Below are 14,105 nucleotides of genomic sequence, written 5' to 3' on the forward strand. Positions count from 1 at the left end.
CACCGCACCGGCCTGCGGATGAAACGCCGCTACTTCCAACGCATCACCGAACTGGGCGGCGAGAAACTCCGCACCGGTCATGGTGGTGCCATCGGTCATGGCCAAGAGCACATCATCACCATTGCCATCCAGGATGCACAGGTAATCCGGCAGCGGCACCAACACAGTGGGACGTGGCGCTGCGGTTGCGACCTTGCCCTCGCCGAAGAAGATCCCAATCAAATTCTCGGCAATCTGGGGTGCAGCCGGACGCTCCTGATCAATCCCTAAACGCCCGGCATGCTCCATGTCGGAGATCTCACGCTCGTCATAGGTCAAATGCAGTGTGCGCTTGCCGTTTCGCGACGGGCCGAACTTCGCCGCATCCACCGCCGGTGTCTTATCCGCCGGCACCAACGTGCGGGCTGCAGCCTCAATCGCCCGGTAGCCACCTTCGACCTCAAGCAGGGCAAGGCGCAGCGCCCACCGCTGGGACGCATCCTTGACCGGTGCGATGCGACGCTCGATCAACACCAGCTCGTCGAGGGAGAAACCCCGCGCTAAAGAACTGGCTGTCTTTTGCTTGCGGGTGAACTTGGTGCGCCCGAAGTACACGTCGCGCAGCCGCGCCCAGGCTCGCGCACGATCGGGTGCAAAGCCCGAGGCGAGTGCAACCTCAAGGTCGAAGTCAGCCAGCGTCTCCAACGCTGCGGCCGACATCGCCTGCACTAACACCTCGAACGAATTCATGCCCAAGACGCTAGACCAAACTCGCAACCCACCTCTGCGAGCCTGTGAAATTTACAAAAACGCCCCTGTGGATAACCCCTAAGGCACCTGGTAGGCGAGGTCGCGGGCGTCGGTGACGAGCATCTTGCCCGGCGCGTGACAGATTGCCAGATCGGGCTTCGACGACATCACAATCGACTGCGGCGTGACCCCACACGCCCAGAACACCGGCACGGTGCCCGCGGGGATGTCCACGGCGGAGCCGAAGTCGGGCGTATCAAGGTCGTCGATACCGATCGCGGCCGGATCCCCCACGTGCACGGGGGCACCGTGCACGGCTGGGTAGCGCGACGTGATCCGTACCGCATCGGAAACCTGCGACGCCGGAATCGGCCGCATGGAGACGACCATCTTGCCGGAGAACACGCCGGCTGGCTCGCAGTCGATGTTGGTCATATACATCGGCACGTTGCGCCCCTGCTCGATGTGCGCCACGGGCACCCCGTTGTCCAGCAGGGCCGCCTCGAAGGTGAAGGAACAGCCGATAAGGAATGCGACGGTGTTGTCGGTCCAGTATTCGGTGGCGTTGAGGGGCTCGTCGATAAGCGAGCCGTCCTTGAACACTCGGTAGGCGGGAATGTCGGTGCGAATATCGCCACCCGCGAGTAGCGACGACTCCACCTGCCCCGGCTCCAACACCCCCAGGATCGGACACGGCTTCGGGTTGCGCTGCGCGAACAGCAAGAAATCGAATGCGTACTTCTTATCCAGCGCGATCAGGTTGGCTTGGGCGTAACCAGCGGAAAAGCCCGCCGTCGTCGGCACATCGGTGGTGCGGAACAACGCGCGGGCTTGCGCTGGGGTCATAGAGGCAGGCTGCATGCCCTTCAGACTACGCCCACAGTGTGGGCAAGGTGCTGATGGAGCTCCAACCCATCCAAGCGCAACCGACAAGCGTGATGGCGCCAAGGACCAGCATCCACATCGGCGGCTTGTAGCCACGCAGCAGGTCCTTGCGGAAGAAACCGACGTAGAGGACGACGGCGAAACCGATCGGCAGGATCAGACCGTTGAAGGCGCCTGCGAAGATGAGGAGCTTCTGCGGTGCAGAGCCAACGAACAGGTAGATAACGGTGGAGATGACGATGAAGCCGACGGTGAGCCAGCCGCGCTTCTTCGGGTCGAAGCCCTGCTTGGTCAAAAACGAGATCGAGGTAAACGATGCGCCGATGACCGAGGACAGGCCCGCGGCCCACAGGACGAGGCCGAACATGCGGCGTCCCATGTCGCCTGCGGCTTGGTAGAAGACGTCTGCCGCGGTGTTGTCTTTGGACAGAGCAACGCCCGTAGCGACGACACCCAGCACCGCGAGGAACAACAGCACGCGCATGATGCCGGTGACGATGATGCCGGTGACCGAGGAGCGGGAGATGTAGTCGAGGTTTTCGGGGCCGGTGTGGCCGGCGTCGATAATCCTGTGCACGCCGGCGAACACGATGTAGCCGCCGACGGAACCGCCGATGAGTGTGGTGATGACCTTGAAGTCCACGGCGTCCGGGGCGACGGATTGGCGCATCGCCTCCGCTACTGGCGGGTTTGAGGAGATGGCGACGTAGAGCATGAGCAGGATCATCAGTGCGCCGAGGATGCCGACGAGGACGTCGAGGGCGGCGCCGGCGCGCTTCCAGAGGAACACGCAGATGGCGATGATGGCGGAGATGGCGCCACCGATCTTCGGGTCGACGGTGTCGCCGGTAAGCGCTTGGACGCCGAGGCCGGTGCCGGCAATGTTGCCGATGTTAAAGACGAGTCCGCCGATGCCGACGAGGATGGCCAGGAACCAGCCGAGGCCCGGCAGCACCGCGTTGGCAAGTTCGCTGGCGCGCAGGCCGGAAACGCCGAGGATGCGCCAGACGTTCAATTGGATGACGATGTCCACGATGATGGACAGCAGGATGGCGAACGCGAACGCCGCGCCCATCTGGACCGTGAAGACGGAGGTTTGGGTGAGGAAGCCCGGCCCGATGGCGGAGGTGGCCATCAGGAAGATGGCGCCGACCATGGGGCCGATGCCTCGTGCCGCTGCTGGCGGCTTGGTGGGTACGTCGGCTGCGGTTGAGCCGCCGGTGTTGGGGTTTGGAGCGGTCACGGGGGCACTCCTTTCAATGACGGGGAATGTGACGTGGGTGATATTAGGGCATAAAAGCGCCCTGGGTGACACCTCGTCACACATCGTCACACCCGGATTACCCCTAATTGACCTTGAACTCCGCCATGGTGTCCCATTCGGTCTTGCCTTCGATGAGGGTGTTGATGATGGTCGGGGTTTCCTTCAGGATCGTCGGGAAGAATTCCTGCGCGGCCTTGAAGTGGTCGGAGTTGACGTGGGCTTCGGCGGCGTCGTCGTGGAATGCTTCGATGAGCAGGTATTCGTCGGGGTTGTCTTCGTTGCGGTACCAGTCGAAGAAGATGTTGCCTTCTTCGGCGCGGGAGGCGTCGGTGAAGTCTTTGACCAGTTCGCGGAAGTTGTCGACGTGTTCGGGCAGGGGCTTGAATCGTACGTTGATCAGAATCATGCGCCCCACCCTAGCCTTCAAGCGTTTCGCCCAACTCGAGCCACTCCATCTCGAGTTCCTCGCGGGTGTCTTTCGCTGCGGTGAGCTCTTTGGTTTTGGCCCCGATGGCGTCGAAGTCGCCGGCCTCGGACAGGGCGGTGATGTCGGCCTCGAGTGCTTCTGCCCGCTCGCTTTCCTTGGCGATCTTGCGCTCCAGAGACTTCATCTGCTTTTGGATCTCGCGCTCTTCCTGCGAACTGAGACCCTTTTGCTTGTCGACGACCTCCTGCCCCCGCTCCCCCAAATCCAACGGTCCGGTCGCGGTGTCCTCGGCTGCCCTGCGGTCCAGGTACTGCTGGATGCCGCCGGGCAGATTGGTTAAGGTGCCGTCGCCGAACAGGGCGTAGGTGGTGTCCGCGATGCGTTCGATGAGGTAGCGGTCGTGGGAGATCACCACGAGTGTGCCTGGCCAGGAGTCGAGGAGGTTTTCCAGCTCTTGGAGGGTGTCGATGTCGAGGTCGTTGGTGGGCTCGTCGAGAAGCAAGATGTTCGGCTCGGCCATGAGCACGCGTGTGAGTTGGAGGCGACGGCGTTCGCCGCCGGAGAGGTCGCGCACGGGGGTGCGTTGGCGTTTCGGGGAGAAGCCGAGACGTTCGGCGAGTTGGGAGGCGGACATTTCGCCTTTGCCGAAGGAGATGTAGGTGGCGACGTCCTCGACGGCGTCGATGACGCGGCGCTCAGGGTCGAGGTCGTCGAGTTCCTGGCGCAGCCAGCCGATGCGTGCGGTTTGGCCTTCGATGCGTTTACCCGCGGCGAGTGGGTATTCGCCGGCAAGCGTGCGCAGCAAGGTGGTTTTGCCGGAGCCGTTGACGCCGACAAGTCCGATGCGCTCTCCGGGTGCGAGGCGCCAGGTGAGGTGGTCGACGAGTGTGCGGCCGTCGGGGGCGTCGATGCGTGCGTCTTCGAGTTCGATGACGACACGGCCTTGGCGTTGCTTGGAAAACGCCATGAGTTCGACGGTGTCGCGCGGCGGCGGGACGTCTTTGATCAGGGCTTCTGCGGCTTCGATGCGGTAGCGCGGCTTCGATGTGCGTGCGGGTGCGCCGCGGCGTAGCCACGCGAGTTCCTTGCGGGCGAGGTTTTGGCGGCGCTGCTCGATGGCGTCGGCCTGGCGGGCACGTTCGGCGCGCGCGAAGGTCCAGTCGTTGTAGCCACCTTCGTAGACATCGACGGTGCCGTCGTGGACTTCCCAGGTCAGGGTGGCCACGGTGTCGAGGAACCAGCGATCGTGCGTGACGACGACCACCGCCACCTTGCGCGACAACAAATGGTCAGCGAGCCACTGCACGCCTTCGACGTCGAGGTGGTTGGTCGGCTCGTCGAGCACGACCAGGTCGAGGTCCTGCACGAGTGCCGCGGCGAGGTTCACGCGGCGACGCTCGCCACCAGAGAGGTTGCCTACCGGGGTGTCCAGGCCGAGCTCGGCCACACCGGTGCCCTGGAGGACCTCGCGCACCTTGGCGTTAGAAGCCCACTCGAAGGTTTGCAGTCCGAGCGGTTCGACGACGGCTTGGCCGACGGTGAGGGTCTCGTCGAGGTCGAAACGCTGGGTGACCACTGCCATGCGCAGGCCCGAGTTGTGGGAGACGCGGCCCGCGTCCGGCTTCTCGATGCCGGTGAGCACTTCAAGCAGGGTGGTTTTGCCGCCGCCGTTGACGCCGACGATGCCGATCCGGTCGTTGGTTTGCACGCCGAGGGAGACACCGTCGAGCAGGGTTTTCAGCCCCCACGTTTTGGAGACGTTTTCAAGGTTGATCAGGTTAGCCATATCGGGTGCATAGTCTACGCACCCTGCCTAATCGGCGGTCTCGAGCACCGCGCCGCGGTCGGGTCCTTCGGCGACGAAGATCTCGTAGCCCTCGAATCGCTCCGCCAAGTGTTCGGCGACCCATTGGGCGTGCTCGAGGCTTTCGCACAGCACCGCGACCGTAGGTCCCGAGCCGGACACCATTGCACGCAGGCCTGCTTCGCTTGCGACGTCGATAAGCCGCTTAAGTTGCGGGCGCATCGTCAGCGCTGCAGCGTCGAGGTCGTTGTGCAGCGCCTCCGCCACCCGCGTGGCGTTACCCGAGGTCAACGCCTGGGACAGGCCCGCGGTGTTGAGGTGTGGGACGAGGGCTGGGTTGCCGTGGCGGAGGTCGTCGAGAAGCGAAAATGCTCCGCCGGTGGAAATACCCACCTTGGGGTTGACGAACACCCAGTTCAAACGGCCGCGCGACAGCATTTCGACGAGTTCATCACCCCGGCCGGTACCGAGTGCTGTGCCGCCCATGAGCGAAAACGGCACGTCGGCACCGAGCGACGCTGCCAACTCGTGCAACGTCTCGGGCGGGAGCGGCTCGCCATGGTCGGCCAGCAGCGCGTTCGCGGCGACAAGCGCTGCGGCAGCATCTGCGGAACCGCCCGCCATCCCGCCGGCAACGAAGACGTGCTTGGCCACTTCGATGTGGACCTCCGGAAGGGCGACCCCGGCACGCTCAGCAACTGCGTTGACCGCGCGCCACGCCAGGTTGGTTGGCCCGTCGATGCTCTCTTCCGGCTCGTCGACGTAAAACGTGGTCTGCATGGAGCGCACGATGGGGCCCTCGGTGAGCGTGTCGGAGGCGATAATCGTGACCACTTCGCGGCGGTCCACGGCGTGGAAGACGCTGACCAGGTCGTGATAGCCGTCGGCGCGGGCCTCCCCTACTCCGAGGTGGAGGTTGACCTTGCCTGGTGCGGAGGCGACGTACTTACGCATGGCCTAACTGTACAAAGTCGGCCACGGTAAGTTTTTCACCACGCAGGCCTGGGTCGATTCCCGCTGCGCGCAGTGCTACTTCGGCGTTTGTGGGCGAGCCGTAGATGCCCGCAAGTGTGGAGCGAAGCGTCTTGCGGCGTTGCGCGAAGGCGGCGTCCACGATCGGGAAGACGCGCTCGCGGAGTTCGCGCGGGTTGTCGTCGTTGACGTCGATGCGCACGAGCCCCGATTCGATGTTCGGCGCGGGCCAGAAGACGTGCTTGCCAATCGTGCCGGCGCGCGAGACGTCCCCGTAGAACGCAGCTTTGACACTCGGCACGCCGTAGATCTTGGAGCCGGGCACCGCGGCGAGGCGGTCGGCGACTTCCTTTTGCACCATGACCAGCACGCGCCTGATCGTGGGGAACTCCTCCAGCAGGTGCAACAGCACTGGCACGGAGACGTTGTACGGCAGGTTGGCCACCAGCGCGGTTGGTGCGACGTTGAGGTCTTCGCGGCGCACCTTCAACGCGTCGGTATTGATGACGGTGAGGCGCTCTGCGTACTCGGGCGCACGCGCCTGAACGGTTGCCGGTAGACGTCCCGCCAGACGTGGGTCGATCTCAAGCGCGACGACCTGCGAGACCGTATCCACAAGCCCGAGGGTGAGCGAGCCCAGGCCAGGGCCGACCTCGACGACGACGTCGTCGGGTGAGAGTTCTGCGGCGCCGACGATCATGCGCACGGTGTTTGGGTCGTGCAGGAAGTTCTGCCCCAGTTTCTTCGTGGGGGTGACGTCGAGTTCTGCCGCGAGTTCGCGGATCTCGGCCGGGCCGAGCAGTTGCGCGCCGGCCATTTAGCGCAGGCCCAGACGGGCGGTGCAGGCAGGCCACGCGCCCCAACCTTGGGCGGCCTGGGTGCGCTCGGCGATGGCGATCTGCTGTTCGCGGGTGGCCAGGTCGGCGGTCGGCGCGAAGGCGGTGCCGCCGTAGGCGGCCCAGGTGCCTGGGTTGAACTGCAGGCCACCGTGGTAGCCGTTGCCGGTGTTGATGGACCAGTTGCCGCCGGATTCGCAGGCTGCGATCGCGTCCCAGACGGAACCGTTAGCCACGGCAGGGGCTGCCGCGCCAGTGTTGCCCGTCTGTTTGGTGCCACGCGCGATGACGGCGGGCTTGCCCTTCTTGGTTTCCTTCTCCTCGGCAACGCCTTCGGATTCGACAACACCGTTGACGGTCACGGTGCGGTGGATGATCTGCTTTTCGCCCTGCACGCCTTCTTCGCGGACTTCTTCGGTGCCTTCGTCGAGGGTGTCGTCGTCAATGTATTCGGCGGGTTCTTCCACCGCGACGGTCTCTGGGCGGTCGATGGTGTTGACGCGGTCGAGGACGATTTCCATGCCCGGCACGATCGCGTCGGCGAGCGCATGGTTCAAACGGTCGTCGCTATCGAAGGTGACGCCACGCGCGGAGAGCAGGTCGCCGACGGTTTTGGCTGCGGCGGAAACGTAGGTGAGGTTGCCGCCGTCGCGAAGTGCCACGATCTTCGGTGTGGTCACGTCCACGTTGAGGCCTTCGGTGACCGTCTCGTCGCGGTCGATGTCCACGCCCGCGGCGGAGGTAACGCCGGCTTCCTCAAGCAGTTCGCCGACGGTGCTGGCGGTCGAGGTGATCTGCTGGGCAACACCGTCGACGACGACGGCGACCGGCTTGGCGGTGCGCACGGTGACGGTATCGCCACGCGAGATCTTCTCCCCCGGCGCCGGGTAGACGAGGTCCTGCGGGTCAACGTCAACGCCTGCGGACTGCAGCACGCCTGCGACGTCGGCGGCGTAGGTGCGGACGTTGGTCTCCTCACCGTTGACATCCACGGTGATCTGCTTCTGGGACGCCAGCGCGGTGCCCGCGCCACCGACGAGCACGGCGCCGGCGACAGTGCCAACCGCGACGCGTTTCGCGGCGGAGTTCTTCGGGTTGATCCGCTTGATCTGACGAGACATTCGCGCTTCCTCCGAGGGGTTAACGTAAAGCAACTTCGGTAACAATACGGTAACGCCCGCCGGGACACAAGGACCGACGCGCACTAATGTTCCAGGTCACACCCCGTAGACTCGCGAAAACGTCTCACTGATATCACGTGCCACATCGGCCACATCCATGTCGCGAACTTCAGCCAATACCTTCGCGGTGTGGCCGATAAGCGATGGCTCGTTGCGCGCACCGCGGAACGGCTCCGGCGTCATGTACGGCGCGTCGGTCTCCACCAACAACTGGCCGGCAGGTGCCAAGCGGGCGGCTTCGCGCAGTTCCTCGTTGCGCTTGAACGTGACGTTGCCGGCGAAGCTCAGCACGTAGCCACGCTCGATCGCCTCGCGTGCAACGTCCAGTTGCGAGGAGAAGCAGTGCAAAATGACGTGTTCGGGGCGCGGGGCGTCGTCGAGGATCCGCATCATCTCCTCGTCGCCTTCGCGGTTGTGGATCATCAGCGCCTTGCCCGACTCGCAGGCCAGGTCGATGTGCCAGCGAAACGCTTCCTCCTGCACCTCCAGGGGCGCGGTGCGCTCCGCGTCGTGTTTGAGCCAGTACGTGTCGATGCCGGTCTCCCCCACTGCCACGCAGCGCGCGTCGGCGGCCATGGTCTGTAGGCGGGCGCGGGCGTCGTCGTCAAGTTCATGCGCCCTGGTCGGGTGGATCGCGCACGCAGCAAACACGCGCTCGTTGAGATGTGCGGCCTGAAGCGCCAGTTCGGCTTCGTCGAGGCCGTCGCCGACGGTGCAGATGCGCTTGACCCCGGCAGCTACGGCACGCTGGACAAACGCGTCGATCTCTTCCGCGGTGCGCGCCCCGCAGGACGCGAGGTGCGTGTGTGCATCGACAAGACCTTCGATCGGTTCGGCGGGCACGGGAGTGGGACGTGGCTTCTTTTTGCTCATACGATGCACCCTATGGCATTTGAAGACATTGACTCAGCCACCCGCACCCAAATTGAGGCCGACCTGGCGGAAGCCGCCGGGCGTGGCATCAACGGTTCCCCGGCGGATATCGTCGCCTCGTTCGAGGAGGAACTTGCCGATTACCTGGCGCTTCCCCGCGATGTGCAGCGTGCATTTCCTCGCGGCGACACCGCCCGCATCTACGGCACCGCACTCGGCGAGGCGCTCGTGCGGGAGGGCTTTTCGTGGCAATTGCTTATCGACGACTACGGCACCGATCTTGTCGTCGTCAAAAATCCCGGCGGCGCGGACGAGAAATACACCGCCCCGCTCGTCGTTGTAGACCAGCGCTTTGAAGACGAAGAACCCGGCAAACTCACCGGGTTCCTCAACCAGTTTCTCTAGGACTACTTCTGCACCGGCGCCCACTCTGGGCCGGTCTCGCCGAGTTCAGGATCGAGCTTGGCGATCAGCGGCTGCGGCTTAGCCAATTCGGTGCCCGGGGTGACCTCCACGCGCTGCCACACGGCTTGCTGCTGGGTGTAGTCACCGGTGATGGTCAGGTACTTCTGGCCCTTCTCCGGAAGGCCGACGCCGACGAGGTCGAAGTCGGCGTCGTCGACAATCTCCTCGATGCGCGGCTCAGCAGCCCACACACCACTGCGACCGAGAGTCTCGTGGACCTTCTGGGCGGTGTGCGGCAGGAACGGGGTGAGCATGGCGTTGCAGTCCGACACCACCTGCAGCGCGGTCCACAGCACGGTGGCCAGACGCTCACGCTGGGACTCGTCCTTAGCCAGCTTCCACGGCTCCTGCTCGGCGATGTAGGCGTTCGCTTCACCAACGACGTGCATGATCTTGGTGATCGCGTTCTTGAACCGAGCCTCGCTCAGGTCCGCACCGGCGGTAGCAAAGGTTTCTTCCGCAAGGTTCAGGATGCGCTCGTCGGACGCCTCCAGCGGGCCCGGCGCGGGCACCTGGCCGAAGTTCTTGTGCGCCATGGACACGGTGCGGTTGACCAGGTTGCCCCAGCCGTTGGCCAGCTCGTTGTTCACGCGACGGACGAACTCGTCCCAGGTGAAGTCGGTGTCGTTGTTCTCCGGGCCTGCGACTGCGATGAAGTAGCGCAGCGGGTCCGGGCCGAACTCCTTGAGGAAGTCCTTGACGTAAATGACCACGCCCTTCGACGAGGAGAACTTCGAGCCCGACATGGTGAGGAACTCAGAAGAGACAACCTCGGTGGGCAGGTTGAGCTCGCCAAGACTGTGTACCTCGCCGCCCTTGGAGCCCTTGCCCGCGTAGCCAAGCAGCTCCGCCGGCCAGATCTGGGAGTGGAAGGTGATGTTGTCCTTGCCCATGAAGTAGTAGCCCTCGGTGGCTGGGTCCTGCCAGAAGTCCTTCCAGGCCTCCGGCTTGCCAATGTTGTGAGCCCACTCGATGGAGGCAGACAAGTAACCGACGACGGCGTCGAACCAGACGTAGAGCTTCTTCGACGGGTTGTCCTGCCAGCCCTCTACTGGGATCGGGATGCCCCAGTCGATGTCGCGGGTCATGGCGCGCGGACGCATGTCCTCGAGCAGGTTCAGGGAGAATTTCAGCACGTTCGGGCGCCAGTCCTCGCGGGTGGACAGCCACGCCTCGAGTGCGTCGTGGAGCGACGGCAGGTCGAGCATGTAGTGCTCAGTCTCGACGAACTCCGGGGTCTCGCCATTGATCTTGGATACCGGGTTGATCAGGTCTGCCGGGTCCAGCTGGTTGCCGCAGGTGTCGCATTGGTCACCGCGGGCATCGGTTGCGCCACAGATTGGGCAGGTGCCCTCGATGTAGCGGTCCGGCAGTGTGCGGCCCGTCGACGGGGAGATCGCCCCCTTGGTGGTTTCCTTCACCATGTAGCCGTTAGCGTCCAACCCGCGGAACAGTTCTTGGACCACCGCGTAGTGGTTGCGGGTGGTGGTGCGGGTAAACAGGTCGTAGGATAGGCCAAGGCCTGCGAGGTCTTCGACGATCTGCTTGTTGTAGCGGTCCGCTAATTCCTTGACGCTGACGCCTTCCTTATCCGCCTGGACCAACAGCGGGGTGCCGTGTTCGTCGGTGCCGGAGACCATAAGCACGTTCTTGCCGGACATTCGCTGGTAGCGGGCGAAGACATCGGAGGGGACGCCGAAGCCGGCGACGTGTCCGATGTGGCGCGGGCCGTTTGCGTACGGCCAGGCCACACACACAAGAACGTTCTGGGTGGAATCAGCAGCAGTCATGGCTCCCAGCATAAGTTATGGCCCCGCTAAGCAATGAAACTGCTCCGCGGGGCCAGCAACGAAGGTGCGAAACGCTACGCGTTAGTTCTTCGCGCGCGGCTTCAGCATCTTCTTCATTTGCTCGCGACGTGCGTCGAGTTGCGCTTGGTCGCGGTGCATGCGGCGCTCGATAGCCAGCTGGCGGGCGAAGCGCTCGTGTTCCTTCTTATCCAGGTAAATGGTGTCGTTGGACATGTCCTTCACAATCGCGAACATGAGCGCGATAAGGATGAACAGGAACGGTGTTGCGGCCACGATGGTGACGGACTGCAGAGAGTTCAGCGCGTCAGCACCACCGGAGATCAGCAGGGTCAGACCGACGAATGCGGTAGCCACGCCCCACATAGCGGCCAGCCACGGCTTGGCTTCGGTCTTGCCGGACTGGGTCATGGACGCCATCACGGTCGAGGCCGAGTCTGCGGAGGTAATAAAGAAGGTACCCAGCAGCAACAGGGCGAACACGCCGACAACGTAGCCGCCCGGCAGGGCGTGCAGCAGGTTGAACAGCTGTTCCTCGTTGGAGCCGCCGCCGACGATGGACTGGCCATCCTGCTCCATCTTGATGGCGGTGCCGCCGAAGATGGCGAACCATACGGTGGACAGGCCAGCCGGGACGAGCAGGACGCCGAGGCAGAACTCGCGCACGGTGCGGCCGCGGGAGATGCGAGCCAGGAACGTACCGACGAACGGCGACCAGGAGATCCACCACGCCCAGTAGAAGATGGTCCAGCCGGAGAGGAAGTCACCAGCCTGGCCGTCGGAGCTCTCTGCGGTGCGGGCTGCCATTTCGAAGAAGTTCTGCAGGTAGTTACCAAATGCGGTCGGCAGCATGTTCAGCTGCGCAACGGTCGGGCCGAAGACAAAGACGAAGATCGCCAGGATCGCGGCGATGACCATGTTGGCGTTGGACAGCCACTGGATGCCCTTGGACACGCCTGACATTGCGGACAGCAGGAACGCCAGGGTCAACACGGAGACAATACCGATAGTCAGCTTGGTGGATGGGTTGTCCACGAAGCCGGACGCCTCCAGGCCGGAGCTGATCTGCAGCGCGCCAAGGCCCAGGGAGCAGGCGGTGCCGAAGATGGTGGCGAACACAGCGAACGCATCAATGAGACGACCGAGCCAGCCGTCAGCACCCTTCTGTCCGATCAGCGGGATGAAAGCGCTCGACAGCAGCTGCTTGCGGCCAAGGCGGAACGTCGAATACGCAATGGCCAGGCCGAGAATGGCGTACACAGCCCACGGGTGCAGCGTCCAGTGGAACATGGTCTGTGCCATGGCAGCGCCTACTTCACGTTCGTTGTGGCCGGGTACGCCGTCGAGGTACATCGCCAGTGGTTCTGCGGCGCCGTAGAACATCAGGCCGATGCCCATGCCGGCGGCGAACATCATGGCGATCCATGAAGTGGTCTTAAATTCTGGTCGCTCGTCTGCGGTGCCGAGGCGAATGGTGCCGAAGTTCGACGCCGCAATCACGATGACAAAAATGACAAAAATGGTGCCGCCGAGGACGAATGCCCAGCCCAGGTTGTCAATCACCCAGGTGAAGGCGGCATCGGCGAAGTTGGAAAAGCTGTCGGGGGCAGCCAGGCCCCAGCCGACAATTGCCGCGACAATAATGGCCAACGGAATGACAATGCCCCAGTTCACTGGGGCATCTTCTGCATCCGCGGCACGCTCCATGCGCTCTTCCGGGTCGACGTAGTCCGTCGCAACGCCGTCGCGGTCGGCGTCGAGCAGCGCAGCAAGTTCGCTGGCTGCAGAAGTTTCTTGGGGTGCGTATTGATCAGTGCTCTGCGTCTCCGCATCGGGATCGTGTGGATCCCTTTGTGAGTCTCGCTGAGACATACGGTTACTCCTTTGAAGTTTTCAGGTGTTTAAAAGTGCCCAAGCAGGCTAACGTAAATAACACCTTTGTGCTAACCGAGTTGTCGCGAGAACTTACTCAACCGCGCGCAGCGAGCGCAGCATCATACAGGTCCCCTACTTTCACGCCGTGCGCTTTGGCGACCTGTTTCGCAGCGTCCTTCATACGCTCGCCCTTTTCGACGAGCTCAAGCACCTTCCCCACCAAATCTTCCGCTTCCGGCTGCTTCGGCTCCCCGCCTTCGATCACAAGCGTGATCTCCCCGCGCACGCCGTCCGCGGCCCACTCGGCAAGTTCCGCTAGGGTGCCGCGCTTGACCTCTTCGTAGGTTTTGGTCAGCTCCCGGCACACCGCGGCGCGGCGTGTACCGCCGAGGACGTCGGCGGCGTCGTCAAGCAACTGCGCGATGCGGTGCGGGGATTCGAAACAGCAGACGGCGCGGCGCTCGTCGATAAGAGTTTCCAGCCAGGCCCGGCGCGCACCGGCCTTGCGGGGCACGAAGCCGTCGAAGATGAAGTGGCCGACGTTGAGCCCGGACAGCGCGAGTGCCGTGGTTACCGCAGACGGGCCCGGGATACAGGTCACGGGGATGCCGGCGTCGTGGGCGGCGGCGACGATCGAATGCCCTGGGTCGGAAACAATCGGCATGCCGGCATCCGTGACGACGAGGACGGTACCGGTGCGGGCGGCGTCGAGAAGCTCACGCGAACGCGCGTCCTCGTTGTGGTCGAAGTTGGACACCACACGCCCGGTGATCTCCACACCGAGTGCCGCAGCCAGCGCGCGGGTGCGACGCGTGTCCTCCGCAGCGACGATATCGGCCCGACCAAGGGCCTGCACGAGCCGTGGAGAGGCGTCCCCGATGTTGCCCAGCGGTGTGGCGGCGAGCACCACTCCGGTAGCTGGGAACTGGGTTTCACGATCATGCTCGGCGGACATAAGCCTGAAGCATACGCGTCAGGCGCTAGTA

12 protein-coding genes and 1 pseudogene are annotated in these 14,105 nt (G+C 63.9%); 1 reads left to right on the forward strand and 12 read right to left on the reverse strand.

Annotated features, from left to right (window positions below):
* The 9 genes and pseudogenes from HMPREF3145_RS00940 to HMPREF3145_RS00980 form a co-directional block, all read right to left on the reverse strand.
* Positions 1-729 (reverse strand): annotated as a pseudogene (locus tag HMPREF3145_RS00940) (HNH endonuclease); the annotation flags it as partial.
* 78 nt (positions 730-807) lie between these two features.
* Positions 808-1,590, reverse strand: coding sequence for a putative hydro-lyase (locus tag HMPREF3145_RS00945; protein ID WP_070421403.1), 783 nt, complete (start codon positions 1,588-1,590; stop codon positions 808-810).
* 10 nt (positions 1,591-1,600) lie between these two features.
* Positions 1,601-2,770 carry an NRAMP family divalent metal transporter gene (locus HMPREF3145_RS00950; RefSeq protein WP_083279318.1) on the reverse strand — a complete coding sequence of 390 codons (1,170 nt, stop codon included), beginning with the start codon at positions 2,768-2,770 and terminating at the stop codon, positions 1,601-1,603.
* A gap of 190 nt (positions 2,771-2,960) precedes the next feature.
* A complete protein-coding gene (locus HMPREF3145_RS00955) occupies positions 2,961-3,284 on the reverse strand; it encodes a putative quinol monooxygenase (RefSeq protein WP_070421477.1) in 324 nt (107 codons plus the stop codon).
* Between the two features lie 10 nt (positions 3,285-3,294).
* Entirely contained in the window at positions 3,295-5,091 is a 1,797-nt protein-coding gene (locus tag HMPREF3145_RS00960; RefSeq protein ID WP_070421405.1) for an ABC-F family ATP-binding cassette domain-containing protein, read from the reverse strand.
* Between the two features lie 27 nt (positions 5,092-5,118).
* The gene (locus HMPREF3145_RS00965; protein WP_070421406.1) at positions 5,119-6,063 is read right to left on the reverse strand and encodes a 4-(cytidine 5'-diphospho)-2-C-methyl-D-erythritol kinase; all 945 of its coding nucleotides are present in this window, start codon (positions 6,061-6,063) and stop codon (positions 5,119-5,121) included.
* Positions 6,056-6,898 carry a 16S rRNA (adenine(1518)-N(6)/adenine(1519)-N(6))-dimethyltransferase RsmA gene (gene rsmA / locus HMPREF3145_RS00970; RefSeq protein ID WP_070421407.1) on the reverse strand — a complete coding sequence of 281 codons (843 nt, stop codon included), beginning with the start codon at positions 6,896-6,898 and terminating at the stop codon, positions 6,056-6,058. Before rsmA ends, HMPREF3145_RS00965 begins: the two co-directional genes overlap by 8 nt.
* Complete coding sequence (locus HMPREF3145_RS00975; protein WP_070421408.1) at positions 6,899-8,038, reverse strand: resuscitation-promoting factor; 1,140 nt, start codon at positions 8,036-8,038, stop codon at positions 6,899-6,901.
* Between the two features lie 96 nt (positions 8,039-8,134).
* Positions 8,135-8,971 (reverse strand): TatD family hydrolase, encoded by an 837-nt coding sequence (locus HMPREF3145_RS00980; protein WP_070421409.1) that lies wholly within the window; start codon positions 8,969-8,971, stop codon positions 8,135-8,137.
* 12 nt (positions 8,972-8,983) lie between these two features.
* Here HMPREF3145_RS00980 and HMPREF3145_RS00985 point away from each other — a divergent pair, with 12 nt between their 5' ends.
* A complete protein-coding gene (locus tag HMPREF3145_RS00985) occupies positions 8,984-9,376 on the forward strand; it encodes a DUF3806 domain-containing protein (protein ID WP_070421410.1) in 393 nt (130 codons plus the stop codon).
* A 2-nt stretch (positions 9,377-9,378) separates the two neighbouring features.
* On the opposite strand, the gene metG is transcribed toward HMPREF3145_RS00985, so the two are convergent.
* From metG to rsmI, 3 genes are all read right to left on the reverse strand, one after another.
* Positions 9,379-11,226, reverse strand: coding sequence for a methionine--tRNA ligase (gene metG, locus HMPREF3145_RS00990; RefSeq protein ID WP_246817453.1), 1,848 nt, complete (start codon positions 11,224-11,226; stop codon positions 9,379-9,381).
* A gap of 81 nt (positions 11,227-11,307) precedes the next feature.
* Positions 11,308-13,116 (reverse strand): BCCT family transporter, encoded by a 1,809-nt coding sequence (locus HMPREF3145_RS00995; RefSeq protein WP_083279308.1) that lies wholly within the window; start codon positions 13,114-13,116, stop codon positions 11,308-11,310.
* 97 nt (positions 13,117-13,213) lie between these two features.
* Positions 13,214-14,074: a 16S rRNA (cytidine(1402)-2'-O)-methyltransferase gene (rsmI, locus tag HMPREF3145_RS01000; RefSeq protein WP_070421412.1), complete on the reverse strand. Its 861-nt coding sequence runs from the start codon at positions 14,072-14,074 to the stop codon at positions 13,214-13,216.
* Positions 14,075-14,105 lie beyond the last annotated feature (31 nt).

The organism is Corynebacterium sp. HMSC05C01 (genome assembly GCF_001807155.1).
Taxonomy (GTDB): Bacteria; Actinomycetota; Actinomycetes; order Mycobacteriales; family Mycobacteriaceae; genus Corynebacterium; species Corynebacterium coyleae.

Bases quoted from the DNA above. Each gene is read 5' to 3' on its own strand.
- metG (WP_246817453.1), bottom strand. From the start codon at position 11,226: ATGACTGCTGCTGATTCCACCCAGAACGTTCTTGTGTGTGTGGCCTGG.
- HMPREF3145_RS00965 (WP_070421406.1), bottom strand. From the start codon at position 6,063: ATGCGTAAGTACGTCGCCTCCGCACCAGGCAAGGTCAACCTCCACCTC.
- HMPREF3145_RS00985 (WP_070421410.1), top strand. From the start codon at position 8,984: ATGGCATTTGAAGACATTGACTCAGCCACCCGCACCCAAATTGAGGCC.
- HMPREF3145_RS00955 (WP_070421477.1), bottom strand. From the start codon at position 3,284: ATGATTCTGATCAACGTACGATTCAAGCCCCTGCCCGAACACGTCGAC.
- HMPREF3145_RS00975 (WP_070421408.1), bottom strand. From the start codon at position 8,038: ATGTCTCGTCAGATCAAGCGGATCAACCCGAAGAACTCCGCCGCGAAA.
- rsmI (WP_070421412.1), bottom strand. From the start codon at position 14,074: ATGTCCGCCGAGCATGATCGTGAAACCCAGTTCCCAGCTACCGGAGTG.
- rsmA (WP_070421407.1), bottom strand. From the start codon at position 6,898: ATGGCCGGCGCGCAACTGCTCGGCCCGGCCGAGATCCGCGAACTCGCG.
- HMPREF3145_RS00950 (WP_083279318.1), bottom strand. From the start codon at position 2,770: ATGGTCGGCGCCATCTTCCTGATGGCCACCTCCGCCATCGGGCCGGGC.
- HMPREF3145_RS00945 (WP_070421403.1), bottom strand. From the start codon at position 1,590: ATGCAGCCTGCCTCTATGACCCCAGCGCAAGCCCGCGCGTTGTTCCGC.
- HMPREF3145_RS00980 (WP_070421409.1), bottom strand. From the start codon at position 8,971: ATGAGCAAAAAGAAGCCACGTCCCACTCCCGTGCCCGCCGAACCGATC.
- HMPREF3145_RS00995 (WP_083279308.1), bottom strand. From the start codon at position 13,116: ATGTCTCAGCGAGACTCACAAAGGGATCCACACGATCCCGATGCGGAG.
- HMPREF3145_RS00960 (WP_070421405.1), bottom strand. From the start codon at position 5,091: ATGGCTAACCTGATCAACCTTGAAAACGTCTCCAAAACGTGGGGGCTG.